The organism is Methylomonas albis, from assembly GCF_014850955.1.
Taxonomy (GTDB): domain Bacteria; phylum Pseudomonadota; class Gammaproteobacteria; order Methylococcales; family Methylomonadaceae; genus Methylomonas; species Methylomonas albis.
Genome location: NZ_JACXSS010000001.1, coordinates 1,256,571 through 1,276,512, shown reverse-complemented (window position 1 = coordinate 1,276,512; position 19,942 = coordinate 1,256,571). Strand labels below are relative to the sequence as shown.

Annotated in this window: 12 protein-coding genes; 9 read left to right on the top strand and 3 right to left on the bottom strand. The window is 53.1% G+C overall.

Going from position 1 to position 19,942, the window contains the following annotated elements; all coding sequences use genetic code 11:
• Nucleotides 1–130 precede the first annotated feature (130 nt).
• Both EBA_RS05960 and EBA_RS05955 read right to left on the bottom strand, forming a co-directional pair.
• Complete coding sequence (locus EBA_RS05960; protein WP_225615964.1) at nucleotides 131–622, bottom strand: YgjV family protein; 492 nt, start codon at nucleotides 620–622, stop codon at nucleotides 131–133.
• Between the two features lie 71 nt (nucleotides 623–693).
• Nucleotides 694–2,430 (bottom strand): NAD-dependent malic enzyme, encoded by a 1,737-nt coding sequence (locus EBA_RS05955; RefSeq protein WP_192373794.1) that lies wholly within the window; start codon nucleotides 2,428–2,430, stop codon nucleotides 694–696.
• A gap of 267 nt (nucleotides 2,431–2,697) precedes the next feature.
• Between EBA_RS05955 and EBA_RS05950 the strand changes: the two genes are divergently transcribed.
• On the top strand, nucleotides 2,698–4,038 hold the full coding sequence (locus EBA_RS05950) for a peptide MFS transporter (RefSeq protein WP_223146650.1): 1,341 nt from the start codon (nucleotides 2,698–2,700) through the stop codon (nucleotides 4,036–4,038).
• A 40-nt stretch (nucleotides 4,039–4,078) separates the two neighbouring features.
• On the top strand, nucleotides 4,079–5,386 hold the full coding sequence (dctA, locus tag EBA_RS05945) for a C4-dicarboxylate transporter DctA (RefSeq protein ID WP_192373793.1): 1,308 nt from the start codon (nucleotides 4,079–4,081) through the stop codon (nucleotides 5,384–5,386).
• On the opposite strand, the gene EBA_RS05940 is transcribed toward dctA, so the two are convergent.
• Nucleotides 5,369–6,727 (bottom strand): type VI secretion system contractile sheath domain-containing protein, encoded by a 1,359-nt coding sequence (locus EBA_RS05940; protein ID WP_192373792.1) that lies wholly within the window; start codon nucleotides 6,725–6,727, stop codon nucleotides 5,369–5,371. The two genes, dctA and EBA_RS05940, sit on opposite strands and share 18 nt — an antisense overlap.
• A 125-nt stretch (nucleotides 6,728–6,852) precedes the next feature.
• Here EBA_RS05940 and putA point away from each other — a divergent pair, with 125 nt between their 5' ends.
• From putA to EBA_RS05905, 7 genes are all read left to right on the top strand, one after another.
• Nucleotides 6,853–9,933, top strand: coding sequence for a bifunctional proline dehydrogenase/L-glutamate gamma-semialdehyde dehydrogenase PutA (putA, locus tag EBA_RS05935; RefSeq protein WP_192373791.1), 3,081 nt, complete (start codon nucleotides 6,853–6,855; stop codon nucleotides 9,931–9,933).
• A gap of 184 nt (nucleotides 9,934–10,117) precedes the next feature.
• On the top strand, nucleotides 10,118–13,198 hold the full coding sequence (locus tag EBA_RS05930; RefSeq protein ID WP_192373790.1) for a hypothetical protein: 3,081 nt from the start codon (nucleotides 10,118–10,120) through the stop codon (nucleotides 13,196–13,198).
• A 167-nt stretch (nucleotides 13,199–13,365) separates the two neighbouring features.
• Nucleotides 13,366–14,160, top strand: a complete 795-nt coding sequence (locus tag EBA_RS05925; protein WP_192373789.1) for a ParB/RepB/Spo0J family partition protein — start codon at nucleotides 13,366–13,368, stop codon at nucleotides 14,158–14,160.
• 203 nt (nucleotides 14,161–14,363) lie between these two features.
• Nucleotides 14,364–15,356 (top strand): alpha/beta hydrolase, encoded by a 993-nt coding sequence (locus tag EBA_RS05920; RefSeq protein ID WP_192377186.1) that lies wholly within the window; start codon nucleotides 14,364–14,366, stop codon nucleotides 15,354–15,356.
• A 303-nt stretch (nucleotides 15,357–15,659) separates the two neighbouring features.
• Nucleotides 15,660–17,300, top strand: coding sequence for an acetolactate synthase large subunit (locus EBA_RS05915; RefSeq protein WP_192373788.1), 1,641 nt, complete (start codon nucleotides 15,660–15,662; stop codon nucleotides 17,298–17,300).
• Between the two features lie 33 nt (nucleotides 17,301–17,333).
• The gene (locus EBA_RS05910; RefSeq protein ID WP_192373787.1) at nucleotides 17,334–18,767 is read left to right on the top strand and encodes an aldehyde dehydrogenase family protein; all 1,434 of its coding nucleotides are present in this window, start codon (nucleotides 17,334–17,336) and stop codon (nucleotides 18,765–18,767) included.
• Between the two features lie 24 nt (nucleotides 18,768–18,791).
• Complete coding sequence (locus tag EBA_RS05905) at nucleotides 18,792–19,568, top strand: exodeoxyribonuclease III (protein WP_192373786.1); 777 nt, start codon at nucleotides 18,792–18,794, stop codon at nucleotides 19,566–19,568.
• Nucleotides 19,569–19,942 lie beyond the last annotated feature (374 nt).

Here is a 19,942-nt window from a genome sequence, read left to right as displayed (position 1 = left end):
AAGCCGGCCCGATTTTAGTGCTGATAGTTCAATTCGGATTGTGTTGATAAAGTGCTAGTGTGAGGGAGCTCGGCAGCTCACCCCGAACAGAGTACCCATAAATGGTAAATAGATGCGGTGTTCCACCAGCTTATCCCCGGTTGACAAACAGCTTGCGAATAGTCCGCAGATTGATGCCCATCGCCACGCTCTCGGCTAGCAAGGCCGGCCAAGCCTGCCAAATGTAATCGTTGCCTATCCAGGCCAGACTGGAAGCCAGCAGCGCGATGCGCATGCGCCGGTTATTCAGATAAAACAATGCCAGCGTGGTGTTGACCACTGCAAAAGCGGGCAACAATGAGACTTGGCCTTGCCAGGAAAACACCGTCAGTCCGGTAAACAGAGCCACAAAACCCGCTGCGGCCCAGTGCTTGTAAAAGCCCTTCTCCACACGGCCGGACAGCATTGTGCGCAACGCGGTACTAGCCATGGTCCAGCCGGCGGTCCAGGCATCCAGCAATAGATACTGAGCCGCCCAAAGCAAGGCGCCAGCCGCAGACCAGCGTCGAAATGCTAATCCGTCCGCCAGCCAGTAAGCCCGCCATTCCACCAGGATGCCGACTCCGCCAAACAGATATGCCAAGCTTGCGGAATCCAATGCCAGTTGCAAACGCTAAACCTTGTCAGCTTAGAGTATGTCGATCAACTACCGGCCTACGCAGACGTCCCGGCATATTTGTAAGGCGAATATTCCGCTTTCCAGAGATTGGCTTGGACATAGGCTTCCAGGTCGATGCCCACCAAATCCCGACGCGTCGCGGAGCCGTCTTCCAGCGCTTTTGCCAACACCCTGGTAGCGACCAGCAAACTGACTTGTTTCAGATCGCCTACCGGCGGGAAGATCAGGCCGGCCGCCATGCAATTTTCGGCAATATAGTCGGCCAAGGCATACGCGGATTCCAGGACCATCGCCTCGCTGATACGGCTGCACTCGCCCAATACCGCGGCAAAACCCAAGCCCGGAAATATGAAGGCATTATTGCCCTGCCCGATCGGATAATGCCGGCCCTGATATTCCACATCGGCGGATGGGCTACCGGTCGCGACCATCGCCGTGCCGTGCGTCCATTCGATGATGTCTTTCGGCGTGGCTTCACAATTGTCCGTGGGGTTGGATAAAGGAAATATGATTGGTTGCGGGTGATTCCGCGCCATGGTTTTTACCACCGCTTCGCTGAACAATCCGGGGACGCCGGTTAATCCCAGCAGTACGCCAGGCTTGGCATGGGTAACCACCTCCAGCAGATTGGGTACTCTCTCATCCGGAATATCCCAATCGTGGTAACTGGCTTGGGTGTGGGAGAGCGGCAATTTATAGGCTTCCGTGGTAGCTTCCTTTACCACCAGCCCGTGCGCATCGATCACGAAGATCCGCTGCAGTACCTGCTCATCGCTCAAACCCTCGCGCAGCATGCCTTCCTTAATTGCCGTAGCCACGCCAAAACCGCCGGCACCAGCACCCACCACTACTACGGTTTGTTCGGCGAGGGTTTCGCCTTTTTTCCGGCAGGCCGACAGTAAACCGGCCAATGCTACCGCGCCGGTGCCTTGAATATCGTCGTTAAAGCAGGACACCTGGTCTTTGTATTTTGCCAATAAATCGAAAGCGACGTTTTTGGCAAAGTCTTCCCATTGAATAATCGCTTTCGGCCAGACTTTCTGTACTGCGTTAACGAATTTATCGACCAATTCGAAATAAGGCTGGTCGTGCAAACGCTGGGTGTGCTCGCCCAAATAGAAAGGATCGTTCAGCAATTCGGCGCGATTGGTGCCCACATCCAGATTGATCGGTAAGGTTTGGAACGGACACATGCCGCCGCCGACGGTATACAGCCCCAGTTTGCCTATGCAAATCGCCAAGCCCCCCATGCCTTGATCGCCGATACCCAAAATGGACGAAGAATCGGTGACTACAATCATGCGGATATCATGCAAAGCATAGTTTTTCAAAATCGTTTCGGCGCGGTCGATATTGGCCACCGAAAAAGTCAATCCCCTGGTACTGGTAAAATTGGAGCTGAACTGCTGTACCGCCAAGCCTATGGTTGGGGTATAAACTATTGGCACCATTTCTTCGAGATGCCGTTCCAACAGCGCATAAAACAGCACCTCGGTGCGATCTTGAAGGGCTCTGAGAAATTGATACTTGGCAATATCGTTAGGCTGCTTTTGATAATTGGTATACACCCGCTCCAGCTGATGCTCCAGATCGGTCACTTGCGGCGGCAATAAGCCATCCAATCCCAGTTCGATACGTTCCTGCACGCTAAACGCGGTGCCTTTATTGGTTGCCGGTAGCCGGAGCAAGGTCACACCTCGCATCGAAACCTCTACATATTTATTACCGTCGGCATCTAGCCGGTAGTCGAAATAATCGCTTAGCGTTGTCATTAAGTTTCCTTGAATATAATTAATCGAACTTGTGGGGCTAACCAGCGAGTTCGAATAGCACAAACTATGGCGCATGTTCTCTTTATAACAGCCTAGCCGGCGATGCGGTAGCCGAAAGGCCCCTGAATCGGCACTTTTTTTGTTGCGCAGGTCTACCGTGTTTCAAGGCGGTGCGTTTACTTGGGGTTTACCGGCAAAATGCCCCAGATTGGCGCTTGTGAGATGATGCTTTACCCGCAATCCCAGAAACTTAATAACGCTTCCAACGTGAATCAAAAAAATCTGTTTGGTCATCCCATTGGCTTGTTCGTACTGTTTTTTACCGAAATGTGGGAGCGCTTTTCCTATTACGGCATGCGCGCCTTGCTAGTGTTGTATATGACCCAGCATTTGATTCAAGCCGCGCAAACCGATACCTTGGTGTTCGGCTTTGCGACACTACAAACGGGTTTGGAAAGCTTGTTCGGACCTTTGTCCACGCAAGCCCTGGCCTCGCAGATTTATGGCCTCTATACCGGCCTGGTGTACTTCACGCCCCTGTTCGGCGGTATTTTGGCCGACCGGGTTTTAGGGCCGCGCAAATCCGTGATACTGGGCAGTGTGTTAATGGCCATCGGTCATTTCCTCATGGCCGCCGAAGCGTTTTTCCTGTTGGCCTTGCTGTTTTTGATTCTGGGTAATGGCTGCTTCAAAGCCAATATCTCGACTCAGGTCGGTAGTTTATATCCGCCCGGCGACCCGCGCCGCGACAACGCATTTACTATTTTCTACATGGGTATCAACTTGGGTGCCTTTTTCTCGCCTTTGGTCTGCGGCACCTTGGGACAACGCTACGGCTGGCATTATGGCTTCGGCGCAGCCGGTATCGGCATGTTGCTGGGTGTGCTGGTTTATCTATTGGGGCAAAAGCATCTGGGTGCGGATCACGCGGTTAAATGCGTAGCCGACGTGATCAAGCCGGCACCTCTAAGCCTTAAAGAATGGCAGGCCATAGGCGGGCTGATCGCATTAGGCGTGCTGAACATTCTGTTCTGGGCAGTGTACGAGCAACAAGGCAACACCCTACAACTGTTTGCCGAGCACAATACCGATTGGCATATTCTGGGCTGGGAAATGCCCTCCACTTGGTTTCAGTCCTTGAATCCGGCCTTCATTTTCTTATTGGTGCCGCTGATCAACGCGGTATCGGCACGGCACAGCGGCAAGCAGAATTCCAGCATCGGCAAAATGGCCATCGGTTCCGCCTTGTTGGGTGCGTCCTTTTTGGTATTGATCTTCGCGGTCAACGGTGTAGCAGCCAGCGAAAAAATCAGTTTTCTGTGGTTGGCGCTATGTACCTTGATTTACACGCTGGGCGAGCTTTATCTATCGCCTGTCGGTTTGTCGCTGGTCAGCAAAGTCTCGCCGCCGCGCTTGGTGGGGATGTTGATGGGCATGTGGTTTCTATCGACCTTTTTCGGCAATTATTTGTCCGGCTATATCGGCAGTTTTTACGAGCAAATGCCGAAACAGGATTTCTTTCTGCTGTTGGCCGTGATGGCCGCCGGCACCGGTTTGGCGATATTTATGTTTAAACCGCTGTTGAAAAAGGCAGTCGGTGCGGATTAGCAGGATAATGCTCAGGAATAGCAAAGTATCAACTCAAACCATGAACCCGCAAAGCCAAAACACACCCTCAGCAAAAACAGCTAGCCCCTCCGCGCGACTCTACCTGTGGGTACTGCTGGCTATCGGTACCGGCGGCCTGTTCGGCTACCTGGACGCCGAACACGCAGTCTCGCTAAAACCCATAGGCGACGGCTTCATCAGCCTAATCAAGATGCTGATCGGCCCGGTAGTGTTTTGCACTATCGTGCTGGGCATCGCCGGTGCCGACGATATGAAAAAAGCCGGGCGGGTCGGGATCAAAGCCTTGCTGTATTTCGAAATTGTCTCGACCTTCGCGCTGGCGCTGGGCGTCCTCGTCGCCAACGTACTGAAGCCCGGCCAAGGCTTTAATGTCGATCCGGCCACGTTGGATGCGCAGGCGGTTTCCGGCTATGTGAAACAAGCCAGCCAGCAAAGCACCGCCGATTTTCTGCTGCACATCATCCCCAAAACCTTTACCGACGCCTTCACCGGCTCCGGCGATTTGCTGCAAGTGTTACTGGTGGCAGTGTTGTTTGGTTTTGCGCTGCAACAAATGGGTAGCGCCGGCAGATCGGTGTATGTGTTTATCGAAGAATGCTCGCATATCTTTTTCGCGATGATGAATGTCATCATGAAGCTGGCGCCGTTCGGTGCCGGCGCGGCGATGGCGTTTACCATCGGTAAATACGGCGTGGCCGCATTGAAACCGCTGGCCACGCTGATGGGTAGCTTTTATTTGACCTGCGGCTTGTTCATCGTCTTGATCCTGGGCAGTATAGCCGCGCTGACCGGCTTCAATATTTTTCGTCTGCTGCGCTATATCAAGGAAGAAATGTTGCTGGTGCTGGGTACCTCGTCGTCGGAAACGGCACTGGTACCGTTAATGAATAAGCTGGAAAAACTGGGCTGTTCCCGCTCGGTGGTGGGCTTGGTGATACCGTCCGGCTATTCGTTCAATCTGGACGGCACCAATATCTATCTGACCATGGCCGCGCTGTTTGTCGCCCAGGCCTTGAATGTTGATTTAAGCCTGACGCAGCAATTGACCTTGCTGTTGGTAGCGATGCTGACCAGCAAAGGCGCTTCCGGCGTCACCGGCGCCGGCTTTATCACGCTGGCGGCAACCTTGGCCGTGGTGCCGGCGGTACCGGTCGCGGCACTTTCGCTGATCCTAGGCATAGACCGCTTTATGTCCGAAGCCCGCGCCTTGACCAACATCGTCGGCAATGCGGTAGCGACTATAGTAGTGTCGCATTCCGAAGGCGAACTAGACCGCGAACAGATGCAGGCCCAATTGCGACCGGACCGCTCAACTCAGCGTGTCTAAACCCAACAAACGCAAACCTTGCCGCTGCCGATAGCCGATGACTGGCATGATGTTTTGCGCCAATAGATTATTCGCCTGCGCTTCGTTCAATACCACTTCCGTCGCCGGCTGCAATATCTGCTCGCCGTCCAGTTCGTAGCTAAACGCCGGTACATCGGCAAAAAAGAACTGCTCTGTGGTGGCGTCATCCTGAGCAGCTCTCAACAATACCCTGGCCGCTAAAAAGGCCGAATTCCCCCACAGCAACTCGTCGGTCTGCGGGATATTACTGCACTCTTCAAACGCCAAGCTCTCCAGCGGATCGCGTTTGCTGCCATAAGGCAAACGCATCAGCACGCGCGGATAGGTCAAGATCACGCTGTCGGCCTGGATCTGCTGGCGATATGCCAACCAATCAGGCGCATTCTGCAAAGCCTCGACCACCAATCCGTTCCCCGCGCCCGCCAGAAACCCCGCCCCGCATTGGTCAGCTAAATCCGCACAATACCCGAGTAAGGCCTTGTCGTCGGCATTATCGGCAAACAGATAATCGGCCACGAACAACACATCCTGCTCGCCATCACCGGTTTGAATATGCTGTTGCAAACGCTCGACCACGCTCTCGCCGCCTTTTTCCAACGCCGCCAGCAATTGCGCTTGGCTAATGTCCAGCAAATAGAGCTGTTGCGCGTCGGCGGCTTCTTCATGCGCCAAGCCAGCCGTCGCCCGCCACAAGGCTTCCAGCGCCTGAAAATCCTGCCTGTGCAACAAGGCTTTCACAAACTGCGCGGTCGCAGCGTCAATCAGATCGACTAAAACCCGGTATTGCGGATTGGCGTCCTTGGCGACATGCGGTTCCAAAATCTGTTTGAGCAAATTATCCAATGAATCGGAAGTCGCCACCGCGCCTTCCGGCTTTTTACCGAGTAGGCGTTCCAGCATATCGTCCTGGCTTTCCGTGGCCGGTGCAGGAACAGCCGCATCGCTCGACGCAAGCGCCGGGAAAAATCCCTGAATTTTCGCCGCGGCCTGCGCGGCGGTACTGGGATCGTCCAATTCGGCTTTCAAGGTCCGCAAGTCCGCCAATAATTTGATTTTTCCTAGCCAGGCATCCGGGTGAAACTCCTCCAGCGTGGCAAATTGCAGCGTGGTGCCGGGGTTGACTTCCAGGGTCGGCATGATTTGCGCCATCACTTGCTCAAAGTTATCGACGTCTATTTTGCGGATTTTGCTGTGCTCCCAGGGGGCGGCGGCACCGGAAAAATCTCCAAAAATATAAACCCGGTAAGTACTGTCGCCGCTGCGGGCTTTTGCCGCATTTCCGGCCTTAAAACCCATCGTAAAATCAATTCTGCCTGACATGCTCTGTCTCCTCACGCGTTAAACGCTTTACCATCAAAAGTAGCAGACCTAAGCCAGACCAACAAGCCAGCCACTTTTTCCGGATAGCGGTATGCTTATGGGTGTCTGCCCACCAGGTGATAGCCATGAGCAACGCAAACCGTTTACCCCAACTGCGCCAGCGCATCAATCAAACGTTTACCCAAACCGAGCCGGAAGCGGTCGCCGGCTTGATAGCCACCTTGGGCGATTATGCTAGCCAGACGATCGGCGCATTTTCACAGACATTGATCGACGCAGTGCGCGCCAAGCATAAACACCCCGACATATTCGAAGCGTTTTTGCATGAATACAGCCTGAACAGCGAGGAAGGCATCGTGTTGATGAGTATCGCCGAAGCCTTGTTGCGGATTCCGGACTGCGACACACAAAACCTGTTCTTGCGCGACAAATTGGCCGATGCCGACTGGTATAGCCATTGGTTGCACAGTGATTCCGTTGCGGTCAATCTGGCTAGCGGCGGCTTATGGGTCGGCGGCAAAATGGCAGGCCTGATTCGGCAGCGGGTTTTCGACGGATTATTAAGCCGGCTGGGCGAGCCGCTGATCCGCACCGCAATCAAGCAGGCCATGCAGCAAATGGCGGAACATTTCGTCATCGCCGAAGATATAACGGCGGCTGTCGAACAAGCCGGCCGAGCGCCGAACTACCGATATTCCTTCGATATGCTCGGCGAAGCGGCCTTGACCGAAGACGATGCGGAGCGCTATTTCGCGGCCTATCGGCATGCCATAGCAACGCTGGCAAAATTCGCTACGGCGGATTTATTTTCTAACCCCGGCATTTCTATCAAACTATCGGCGCTGTATCCGCGTTACGAGCCTTTGCAGAATCGCTATGCGGTGCCGGCAATCAGCAAACAGCTGCTAGCTTTGGTCAAGCAGGCCTGTACGGCAAATATTTCCGTGACTGTGGATGCGGAAGAAGCCGAACGGCTGGACATGTCTTTGGATATTTTCGCGGCGGTGTTTAACGACCCGGCGCTGGCCGGTTGGTCGGGTTTCGGTCTGGCGGTGCAGGCTTACCAAAAGCGCGCCGTAGCAGTCATCGAATGGCTGGCAACTTTAGCCGAAGTTCAGCAATCTATTATTCCCATCCGCTTGGTGAAAGGCGCCTACTGGGATAGCGAGATCAAGCGCGCCCAGGAAAACGGCTGGGACGACTACCCGGTGTTTACCCGTAAAGCCGCCACCGACTTGTCATATCTGACTTGCGCGAAGCTGATTCTGTCGCGCCAGCAGGCTTTTTATCCACAATTTGCCACGCATAACGCCCACAGCGTGGCGGCGATTTGCGAGTTTGGCAAAGACCATCCGGGTTTTGAATTCCAGCGCCTGCACGGGATGGGCACTGCGCTTTATGATGAGTTGCTGAGTCAACGGGCCATTAACTGCCGCGTATATGCGCCGGTGGGCAGTTACCGGGATTTGCTGCCGTATCTGGTCAGACGCTTATTGGAAAACGGCGCGAATACCTCGTTTATCAATCAAATCGAAAATCCGGCGATTAGCGCCGTTATGCTGTCCGGCGATCCGTTGACCCAGTTAAACCAAGTGGAATCTAAGCCGCTAGCTGTACCCGGCGACTTATTCGGCGCACAACGCCGGAATTCGGAGGGGCTGAATTTGAGCGATCCCGAGAAATTACAGCAGTTGCAACAGGAATTGGCTGCCATGACGGACCAGACTTGGCAAGCCGCACCATTGATTGCTGGTCAACAAATTCGTGGCGAACCGCATCCGGCTTATAGCCCGCACGACCGGCACAGTCTGGTTGGCGAGGTGGTGTTCAGTTCCGCAAATGATATAGACCAAGCCTTGCAACAAACCAACTGTGCGTTCAACGACTGGCGTTTATGCCCGGTCGCAACCCGTGCCGGGTACCTGCAAAAAACAGCAGATTTATTGGAACAGCAGCGCCTCGAATTGGTGGTGCTGTGCATTCGCGAGGGAGGCCGAACGGTGCGCGACGCGCTGGCGGAAGTCAGGGAAGCAGTCGATCTATGCCGTTACTACTCAGCCTGCGCGGTGGAACAATTTGCTCAGCCACTGCGCTTACCCGGCCCCACCGGCGAAGATAATCAGTTGTTTCAGCTTGGGCGCGGCGTGTTTGTCTGTATCAGTCCGTGGAATTTTCCGCTTGCGATTTTCATCGGCCAAATCGCCGCCGCTTTGGTAGCCGGCAATACCGTAATCGCCAAACCGGCCTTGCAGACTTCATTAACGGCGATGGCCTGTTTGCGCCTTTTGCATAAGGCCGGCGTCCCCGAACAGGTACTGCAGTTTTTACCCGGCGACGGCGTGGAAATTGGCCGACAATTATTAAGTGACGAGCGTGTCGCCGGCGTGGCGTTTACCGGTTCTTTCACCACCGCTCAGCTTATCAATCGGCAACTGGCTAATCGCCACGCCGCTATGGCTACGTTAATCGCGGAAACCGGCGGTCAAAACGTGATGATTGCCGACAGCTCCGCGCACCAGGAGCAATTGGTCACCGACGCCTTGTACTCGGCGTTTAACAGTGCCGGCCAACGCTGCTCGGCACTGCGGGTGTTGTTTCTACCAACAGAAACCGCGGACAGCGTGATTGCCCGTTTGATCGGCGCCATGCGCTTGCTGCGAATCGGCTCGCCTATGGACATTGACACCGACATTGGCCCTATCATCGACCGCCGCGCGTTAGCCACGCTGTATAACCATATCGAAAAACTCCAACGCGAAGCCAAGCTGTTATATCAATTGCCTGTGCCTGACGAGCTGGCAAACGGCTGCTTTTTTCCACCCACGTTGGCGGAAATACCGGCCCTATCCTTCCTTGACCACGAAGTGTTCGGCCCCATCCTGCATATTGTCCGTTACCAAGCCAACGAGCTGACAAAAGTGGTCGATGCAATTAACGCCAGCGGCTACGGCTTGACGCTGGGCATCCACAGCCGCATCAACGCCAATATGCGCTATATCCAGCAACACGCGCGCGTTGGCAATATCTACATCAACCGCAACATGATAGGCGCGGTGGTGGGCGTGCAGCCTTTCGGCGGTATGGGTTTGTCCGGCACCGGTCCGAAAGCCGGCGGCCCCCACTACTTGCAGCTCTTTGCCAACGAACAAACCGTCACCACCAATCTCACCGCCATCGGCGGTAATCCCTGGTTGTTGCGGAAATAAACTCTAGTTTCACCAATACATTCTGTGAAACTTGAATTCCGCTGAATACTCGTTAGTGAAATTTTACAAAAATAATTGTTGCTTAGTTGCTTTGAACCCAGAAACATGCGGTGTTAGTCTAGTAAGTAAATTGGGTCTTTTGAAACAACCTATATCCAAAAAGTAGCCATAAAAATTACCGTTTATGTCCAAAGAAAACAAATCCTCGCTGATTTCTCCAAACGTATTAAGTTTGCTCTTGATCATTCTGGGTGGCAGCCTGTTCGTCGGTCAAAGCCCCTTCAACGATTCCAGACCTAACAAAGCACCGATACCGCAGCAGCAAGCCGGGTTTAAATCGGACGTAGACGCGCGTTTGTGGCAAGACCCATTCGAAGCCATCGCCAACCAAAATTTAAACCGCGAGAATTATCAGCAATATAAAAACCCCGAAGAAGTGATAAAAACCGTTCAAAAGCAATTGGGTGAATTGCGCGACAAGCGGCAAATTGTGATAGCCACTCTGATGCCGAATGGCCACTATCAGGAAGACGTAGAAACCCGCCGGCGTATTCGCTATGCGGTGCTGTCCGGACTCACGGCCGACCAAAAAAATGAGTATGCGCCTAGTGACGCGGAGCATATTGGCTACGTCAACTACCGGCTTAACGATACCAGTACCTTAATCGCCTTCGAATCTCTGGTGTGGAAACCCAAACCAGTGTACTCACTTCAGGATGACGATAAACATCCGCCGATCTTAGTGTTATACCTGGACAACAAACTGTTCGGCTATCAGCCACTGCACGACTTGTTCGAGAATCTCCGCAAGATTTATCTGAAAAACAGTCAATTCAATCTGGAATTCAATGTGCTGGGACCGGCAACTTCTGATGAATTGCAGACCATGGCTCGGGCAGTCAAGCCGACCGCTAAATCCGATGGAAAGCCCTTATTTCGAATATATTCGCCTCGAGCCACAGTCGATGAAGGTAAATTACTGTTTGGCTCCAGTACTCCAGGTACTGATGAACGCAGCAATTTGACCAAGCATTTCGAAGCCGGCCTGCCTTTTATTCGTACAACCGCTACCGACAGCCAGTTAGCCACGGCCTTGAGTAAGGAATTGGAACTACGCGGGGTCCGAATCGGCAACCGCGGCAAGTTGGCTAACTCTACTAAGCACGTGGTATTGATTTCCGAAACCGAATCATTGTATGGCTACCTTATTGGCACCACATTTGCGGATGCCTTAGTCAAAACCGCTATGAACGGGGAAAATCCGGCTACGGATTGCGATGGACAATTAACTCCAAAATCAGACTGCTTGCACCAATACGTACACCAATACACTTATTTTCGCGGATTGGATGGCAAAACTCTGCGGGGCCAAAGCTCACCGAGTGCCGCTACTAAGTCCGGCGACAATGAATCCAGTAGTTCCTCCGAGGCATCGAAAGCCATGGAACATGCTGACGGCGATAGTCAATTCGACTACATGCGCCGGCTGACCAATCAGATCCAGGACATAGAAGAGAAGCTTGAAGACAGCAACCACAGCATTGGCGCCATCGGCGTCCTAGGTAGCGATGTCTACGACAAACTATTGGTACTGCAAGCACTACATGCGAAGTTTCCTGACATTTGGTATTTCACGAACGTCATGGATGCCCGGTTTTTACACCCGGATCAAAACGAGTGGGCGCGGAACCTGATTGTGGTATCCAGTTTCGGCTTACAACTGCCACGGGAATTGCAACACGGCATTCCGCCATTCCGCGACAGTTACCAAACCGCCTATTTTTTAGCCGCGCAAATGGCATTATGGGACTCCAATCCCGCCTCCTCTGAGCCGACTTCGGTAACGGAAATATGCAATACAATCGACAGTCAAATCCTATTAGACCAAACAGTGTTCAGCCACCCAGCGATACACGAAATCGGTCGTACCAAGGCGTTCCCGCTCAGCCATGCGAATTCCGAACCTCAAGCCAGCCGTAAGGATTGCAAGGTGCTTGGGCCTATGGCCAGATTTATCCAGGCAGCCGGGAATGCTAGAGATAAGACCCAAAGAATGAACATCGAGCAGCAACCATTATTAGCGGATCAACCCTTTTTAAAGTTTTTCCGCATCGCGCTAAAAACTCTGCTCTGTGCCTTGTTGCTTGGCTGCCTGTCGCTTTATTTTCATCGCAAAATAAAAATCGCGGATGCTGCCAAACTGCCGGTAGAAGTCAGCGTACTACGTTTGCAACGAACTTGGCTGCTGTTGTGTCTGTTAGTGGGCTGCGGATTCACGGCATTCGTGCTGAACACTGAACAGACCGAACCTATAGCGCTAATAGAGGGTGTCAGCATGTGGACAACTGAAGCGATCCGATTCGCAGCGCTGGTGACTACGGTGTTTTGGGCAATCGAAACCGTCAAGTTTCCGCAGTTATTTTGGGAACGGCTGAATTTCAGCGGTAAGTTTGGTGTGTCTCCTGATAATCGTTGCTATGCGCATGATCAATCATTACAAAGACGGCTTGAACGAAACTTGAGTGTGGGTAGAGTTGGCATCTTGACGCTGGCAGCTTGGCTACTTACCTTTGCCATAATTCTGTCACTGGGCGTACCGTTTACACCTTATCGTGGCGAGTTTATCCGTTGGCTCGACTTTTTATTATTAAAGTTTTTGTTGGTCCCTGCCTATTTATTTTTGCTGATTAGCGTCACCGGAGCGGCGCAAGCGATCATCCAGTTTATCCGTTCCATTCCAAGTACCTCGCCCTGGCCGGTATCGGTGACGGAAGAATATCGCGCCACACTAAATATCGATAACGCTTACCTTCAGGATTGGGTGACGATCCGTCTAGTGGGCGATATGACTCAACAAGCCAGCCGCCTGATCTCTTACCCGCTATTCGCTGCGGCCCTTATGGTGTTGGCACGAATGAGTTATTTTGATAACTGGCATACACCGCCCGGATTGTTGATCGTGATCGGCGTTTGTATCGCTTATTTGTTCTATTGTGATTTTCGCCTGAAAGCAGTGGCGGATAAAGCCGAACACGAATCTCTGAAAAATCTGCGCCGCCTGTCCATAGCCAATCAAGGTAACCCCGACAACCCTCCACTAGCCGGCAAACTGGCGAGCCTGTCTGACTTGGCTGAACGCTATGCGGAGGACACTTATAAGCCTTTTGTACAACGCCCCATTTTTCAGGGCGTGTTGTTAATCATTATGGCCGCCGCCATCGGTTACACCGACTACTTATCGATCGTGTTGAAGGTGTTTGGCTAACAGGGCAATTCCATTTTACGCCGTTGGCATTTCCGGCAAGAGGACCTACGCGATTGAATTTCGTATAAAAAAATGCGATGGTGGTAGCGTAAATCCTGCGTTAGTAAGATATTGGCTTAAGTTCGCTTAAGTCCTTTTATAGACACCTGACAACCCAGAGAACGCCTATGCTCGCTACCAAACGCTACGAATATTTACCCATCGATCAGATTGAATTTCATCACACGCTCACCAACCACAGAGAACTGGATCGGGCCAAGGTGGTGCATCTGGAAAAAGACATCGTGGTCAATGGCTTGTTCGAACCGTTAGTGGTTTGGGAACGCAACAACCGCGAATATTATCTGGTCGGCGGCTTTCATCGCATGGAGGCCATTCAAGGCATACGCCGCGCCAATCCCGGCTATTTCGACAGGGTGGATGTGCGCATCGTCACCGGCGATCCTGATGAAATCAAGGCCTTGAATCTGAAATTGAATTCAGACCGCGTCGATACCCGCATCACCGATTATTTCCAGACGGTGATTTATCTGAATAACGCCAACTGGTCCAGGGAGCGCATCGCCGAATTCTTCGACAAAAGCGTCAGCTGGATCGACGACATCATTCGCTACGCACCGCTGACCACGGAAGCGATGCGCGAAAAACTGGCCGGCGGCGAGCTATCTTGGGCCAGGGCGCGCGACATCCTGCGCAAAGCCTTGAACGCACCGCCCGGCAACGAAAATAAAATTATTGAGAGCGAACTGTCCCGACCTGCGCAGCCGGTAGCCAAACCCCTACCCTTCCATACGACGATCAAACGGCTATCCAGCTCAGTTAAAACCGATCCCAAGCGCACCTTTAAAGTCAGCACCCAGGATATTTATGCCTTGGTATTGACCTTGCGCGGCAAAAATGTCGATCAAGAAGCCATCGAGCGGGTGCGTAAAGCCTTCCCCATTTTATGGGACGAGGAATAGTTCGATAACAGGAAACTAGCCATTCCTGAATTGTCATAAAACCGTTAGCTAACGTCAGCTAAGATAAGTTTGACTGGAACAATCCCCCGCTTTGCGCATCCTATGCGGGGATATTTCGGAACATTCAATACTGAAATCATGTGTTAGCGATGAACAATCTTGTTTTGAACTTAGTGAACGCTCGCAGACCGTATCGGCAACGTATGCAGCACGCCAGGACCTTGGCCGGCGTGTTATTGCTGGTCTCGCTGAGCGGCTGTATGCCGATGAGCTATCCGCCCGGCGCCAAGATCAATAGCGCGCGGCTGGGCGATAATACTTTTCTAACCGAAGACGGCGCAAGTCTGCCGCTGCGGCGTTGGCTGCCCGAGGCCGAGCCCAATGCAGTGATCATCGCGCTGCACGGTTTTAACGATTACAGCCACTTTTTCGACTCGCCGGGCAATTATTTCAGCAAACTCGGCATCGCTTGTTTTGCTTACGACCAACGCGGTTTCGGCGCAGCGCCGCAGCGCGGTTTGTGGGCCGGCAGTGACGCTTACGCGCAGGATTTAAAGCAATTAACCCGACTGCTGAAACAGCGTTATCCGAACAAACCGCTTTACCTGCTGGGCGAAAGCATGGGCGGTGCGATCGTGATCACCGCTATGCAGCAGGAGAACATGCCGGATGTCGCCGGCATCATCCTCGCCGCACCGGCGCTATGGGCAAGATCGACCATGCCTTGGTATCAAACCAGTTTGTTATGGACTCTGGCGCACAGCATGCCCTGGTTGACCTTGACCGGCAGCGGGCTGGAGATCATGCCGTCGGATAATATCGACATGCTGCGGGCGATGGGCCTCGATCCGATGGTCATCAAAGCCACCCGTGTGGAAACGGTATACGGCTTAACCAACCTGATGGATGCGGCGTTCGATAGTGCAAACTCGCTAAGGGCTCATACCTTGATGCTGTACGGTGAGAAAGACGAAGTCATCCCCAAAGAACCGACCTACGCTTTCTTACAGCAAATGCTGACTACGGATACTGCGGAAAAAACCGTGGCCATTTACCAGAATGGTTACCACATGCTGCTCCGCGATCTGCAAGCCCCCACTGCCTGGCAAGACATCGTGGCCTGGATCAAATCCGGCCCGAACCAGCTGCCTTCCGGCGCGGACGCGCGAGCCCGGCAATTGTTAAGTAAGGGCTAAAAGCCTTTTTCCTAGCAGGCAACAAACCCGCCGCGACCAAACGCAGAACACCCTTGTCCTGCCTGCCTCCCCATCCTTAACAGACCGAATCGATTTCCAAAAGGTGACCTAGCTTGCGCGGAATTCCAGCCACAAGCCCGCAAGTGCGGTTGGGGCATAAGCGTTGGAGCTGTTAAACTGCTGAGCAAGTATATTGCTGGGTGCCGGTTATCGCTAACAAGCACTCCAACGCTGCGTAAGCAAGCATCCTCTATAAATGCCGGAGTATTTCGGCCCGCCTACAATCACTTAAAAGGTTCAACCATGAAAGCCAGTGATCTATTTGTTAAATGTCTTGAAAACGAAGGCGTGGAATACATCTTCGGCATTCCCGGCGAAGAAAACCTGGATTTGTTGGAATCGCTGCGCGACTCGTCGATCAAACTGGTCATCACTAGGCACGAGCAAGCCGCAGGCTTTATGGCCGCCACCGTGGGGCGCTTGACCGGCAAACCGGGCGTCTGCTTGTCTACGCTGGGCCCAGGCGCCACCAACTTCTTTACCTCCGCCGCATACGCACAGCTGGGGGCAATGCCGATGTGCATGATTACCGGACAAAAGCCTATTCATGCCAGCAAGCAAGGCCAATTTCAAATGATCGATACGGTCGACATGATGAAGCCCATTACTAAATTTACCCGGCAATTAGTACGCGGCAATCGCATCCCCTCATCGATACGCGAAGCGTTTAAAACCGCACAAGAAGAGCGGCCCGGAGCGGTGCATCTGGAACTGCCGGAAGACGTCGCGGCCGAAAAAACCAATGTGCCGCCGATTCCGCTACAAAAAGTCCGCCGCGCCGACGCCAATGTCAAAGCCGTGGACATCGCGATTAAGCGCATTGAAGCCGCCAAATCGCCTTTGTTATTGATAGGCGCGGGCGCTAACCGCAAACGCATTTCGAAAATGCTCATGGCATTTATTGAAAAAACCGGGATTCCATTTTTTAACACGCAAATGGGCAAAGGCGTGGTGGCGGAAGATCATCCATTATTTATCGGCACCGCCGCGCTGTCCGATCATGACTATTTGCATTGCGCAATCGAGCGTGCCGACCTGATTATCAACGTCGGCCATGATGTAATCGAAAAACCACCGTTTTTCATGAAAGCCGACGGCATCAGCGTGATCGACATCAACTTTGTCGCCTCCTCGGTAGACGAAATCTATTTCCCGCAACTGGACGTAGTCGGCGACATCGCTAATGCCCTCTGGCAAATGGCGGAACGCATCCAGGTTCCGGCGCATTGGGATTTTGCTTACTTTCTGAAAGTAAAACGCACTGTCGATACCAAAATCGCCGAGCGTGCCGATGCCGACGATTTTCCTATCATTCCGCAGCGACTGGTCGCCGAAGTGCGCAACGCACTGAATCAAAAAGACATTTTGGCGCTGGATAACGGTATGTACAAACTCTGGTTTGCGCGCAATTACCGAGCTCTGGCACCCAACAGCATTTTGCTGGACAACGCGCTGGCAACGATGGGTGCCGGCTTACCGTCGGCGATAGCGGCTAAATTGATTCATCCGGAGGTCAACGTAGTGGCGATCTGCGGCGATGGCGGCTTTATGATGAATAGTCAGGAATTGGAAACCGCAGTGCGTCTAAAGCTGCACATCACTGTAGTAGTGCTGAACGACAGCGGTTACGGCATGATCAAATGGAAACAACAAAGCTCGCACTTTAGCGATTTTGGCTTGGATTTCGGCAACCCGGACTTCGTGAAATACGCCGAGGCTTACGGCGCCAACGGCCACCGGGTTGAAGCAACCGAGCAACTGCAATCGATATTGACTCACTGCCTTAGCACGCCGGGCGTACATCTGGTCGATGTGCCTATCGATTATGCCGAAAACAGCCGGGTATTCACCCATGAGCTGAAAGCAAAATCCTGCATCATTTAGCCAGCCCGATTAGCCACTGCATAGGACATACCCATGACCGATTATCCGATTTATCTGGCCGGACGCTTTCAAACCACCGCCACGCCGCTGGCCGTAGTCAGCCCTTACTCCGGGCAAACTGTTTATCAAACCTACACGGCCGGAGAAGCGGAATTCGAAGCCGCAGTAGTCGCTGCCCAGGCCGCGCAAGCCACCATGCAGGCTCTGCCGGTTTACGAACGTTACAGCATCTTGCAGCAAGTATCGGCAGGCATTTTGGCGCATCGCGATGAATTTGCCACGATCATGGCGCAGGAAGCCGGCAAACCCTGGAAAACCGCGCAAATCGAAGTCGAACGTTCGGCGCAGACTTTTTTGGTCGCCGCCGAGGAAGCCAAACGCCTGCCCGGCGAAATACTCAGCCTAGCCTGGCATCCTGCCGCCGCGAACAAAGACGCCATCATTCAATACTTTCCGGTTGGTGTGGTGGCGGGAATCTCGCCGTTTAATTTCCCATTGAATCTAGTCGCGCACAAAGTCGCGCCGGCTATTGCCGCCGGCTGCCCGATGGTGTTAAAGCCGGCTTCGAAAACGCCGATCAGCGCGCTATTGCTGGCCAAAATCATCCATGAGGCCGGCTTGCCGGCTGGCGGTTTGTCGGTATTACCGATGGATCGTGTCACGGGTAACAAGCTGGTAACCGATCCGCGTTTTAATTTACTCAGCTTCACCGGTTCACCGGAGATAGGCTGGCAAATGAAGCGGGATGCCGGCAAAAAGAAAGTGGTACTGGAGTTGGGCGGTAACGCCGCCTTGATTGTGGATAAGGACGCCGATGTGACGCTGGCTGCCAACAAAGCCGTAGTCGGTGCATTTGCTTATGCCGGGCAATCTTGCATACACACGCAGCGGATTTATGTCGAAACCTCGTTATTCGATGCTTTTATCGCGCAGTTTTCTCGAAAATTAGCCGAGCTAAACATCGGCGATCCGCAAGCACCGAACACCGACTTTTCCAACATGATCGACGAAAACAACGCCAAGCGCATCGAAAGCTGGGTTAACGAAGCCATTGCCGACGGCGCCAAACTCCTTGCCGGCGGCAAACGCGACGGCACCCTGTATGCGCCGACCGTACTGACCAATACCCGCAACGCCATGAAAGTCTGCAATCTGGAAGCGTTCGCACCGATTGTGGTCATCGAAGCGTTTACCGATTTTAAACAGGCGGTGGCCACCATCAACGATTCCAGCTTTGGCTTGCAAGCCGGGTTATTTAGCTTCGATAGCCGCAAGATTCGCTACGCGTTCGAGCATCTGCATGTCGGCGGCTTGATAGTCAACGATGTACCGACTTTCCGTGCCGATCACATGCCCTACGGCGGGGTAAAGGATTCCGGCCTGGGTCGGGAAGGCCCGAAATACGCCATCTTCGATATGCTGGAACCCAAGTTATTGGTAACCGATCACAGCCAATCGCAATTTTAACCTCTAAATCGCAAACACTTATCCATGCTCCGCATTATCTCCGTCAATCTAAACGGCATTCGTTCGGCAAACAGAAAAGGCTTTTACGAATGGTTGGAAGCCCAAAATCCCGACTTCGTCTGTCTGCAGGAACTCAAGGCCCAGGCCGCTGATATGACAGACGGCATGCTGACGCCCAAAGGCCTGCACGGCTATTTTCATTATGCCGAAAAGAAGGGCTACAGCGGCGTCGGCGTCTACAGTAAACAGCCGGCCGATAAAGTGATCGAAGGTTTGGGCCATGCCGACATCGATAGTGAGGGCCGCTATCTGGAAGTGCAAGTTGGTAATCTGTCGGTGATTTCCTTGTATCTGCCGTCCGGCTCCAGCAGCGAGGAGCGACAAACCGTCAAATACAGTGTGATGGAACGCTTCTATCCGCATCTTGCCGAACTGAAAGCCAGCGGTCGTGACGTGGTGATTTGCGGCGACTGGAATATCGCTCACAAGGAAGCCGATTTGAAAAACTGGCGCGGCAACCAAAAAAACTCCGGTTTTTTACCTGCGGAGCGGGCCTGGATGACGCAGATATATGACGAGCTGAGCTGGGTGGATGTCTATCGGCGTTTGCATCCGGACAGCACTGACGCCTGCTACACCTGGTGGAGCAATCGCGGTCAGGCTTGGGCCAAGAATGTCGGTTGGCGCATCGATTATCAAGTCGCCACGCCGGGCATCGCCGACAGCGCGCGGGCAACCAGCGTTTTTAAAGAGCAACGCTTCAGCGATCATGCGCCGTTAATCGTCGATTACGAGTATTGATAGCTGTCATGCACCGAAATAGCGGCAGCTGCCGCTGAGCTGATGCACCAGCCTGGTTATCCCGGTAATCAATCGCACCAATTCAGATCAAGACCGGCCATCAATAGGTACATAACCGTTGAAATGCGCAGCTATCGAAGACCGCATATTTAACTTTTAGCCAACGCAGACCAAGCAGTCTCGTCAAAACTGCCAGCTGGCGCAAATAAAAGGGGATTCCCTGCCTCACTATCACGCCACCACCGACCTTGCTTCACAACCCCCTGCTCCGCACCAGTCTTGTGCATGTATTTAACGCGTAACCTTATATTTGAGATTAGCAGAGGGATTTGCAGACTCTTTGCCCAGCCTAACCGAGACTAAGCCAAACCGTG

Coding starts and splice junctions, on each gene's coding strand:
- EBA_RS05925 (WP_192373789.1), top strand. CDS start 13,366: ATGCTCGCTACCAAACGCTACGAATATTTACCCATCGATCAGATTGAA.
- EBA_RS05940 (WP_192373792.1), bottom strand. CDS start 6,727: ATGTCAGGCAGAATTGATTTTACGATGGGTTTTAAGGCCGGAAATGCG.
- EBA_RS05915 (WP_192373788.1), top strand. CDS start 15,660: ATGAAAGCCAGTGATCTATTTGTTAAATGTCTTGAAAACGAAGGCGTG.
- dctA (WP_192373793.1), top strand. CDS start 4,079: ATGAACCCGCAAAGCCAAAACACACCCTCAGCAAAAACAGCTAGCCCC.
- putA (WP_192373791.1), top strand. CDS start 6,853: ATGAGCAACGCAAACCGTTTACCCCAACTGCGCCAGCGCATCAATCAA.
- EBA_RS05955 (WP_192373794.1), bottom strand. CDS start 2,430: ATGACAACGCTAAGCGATTATTTCGACTACCGGCTAGATGCCGACGGT.
- EBA_RS05920 (WP_192377186.1), top strand. CDS start 14,364: ATGCAGCACGCCAGGACCTTGGCCGGCGTGTTATTGCTGGTCTCGCTG.
- EBA_RS05930 (WP_192373790.1), top strand. CDS start 10,118: ATGTCCAAAGAAAACAAATCCTCGCTGATTTCTCCAAACGTATTAAGT.
- EBA_RS05905 (WP_192373786.1), top strand. CDS start 18,792: ATGCTCCGCATTATCTCCGTCAATCTAAACGGCATTCGTTCGGCAAAC.
- EBA_RS05910 (WP_192373787.1), top strand. CDS start 17,334: ATGACCGATTATCCGATTTATCTGGCCGGACGCTTTCAAACCACCGCC.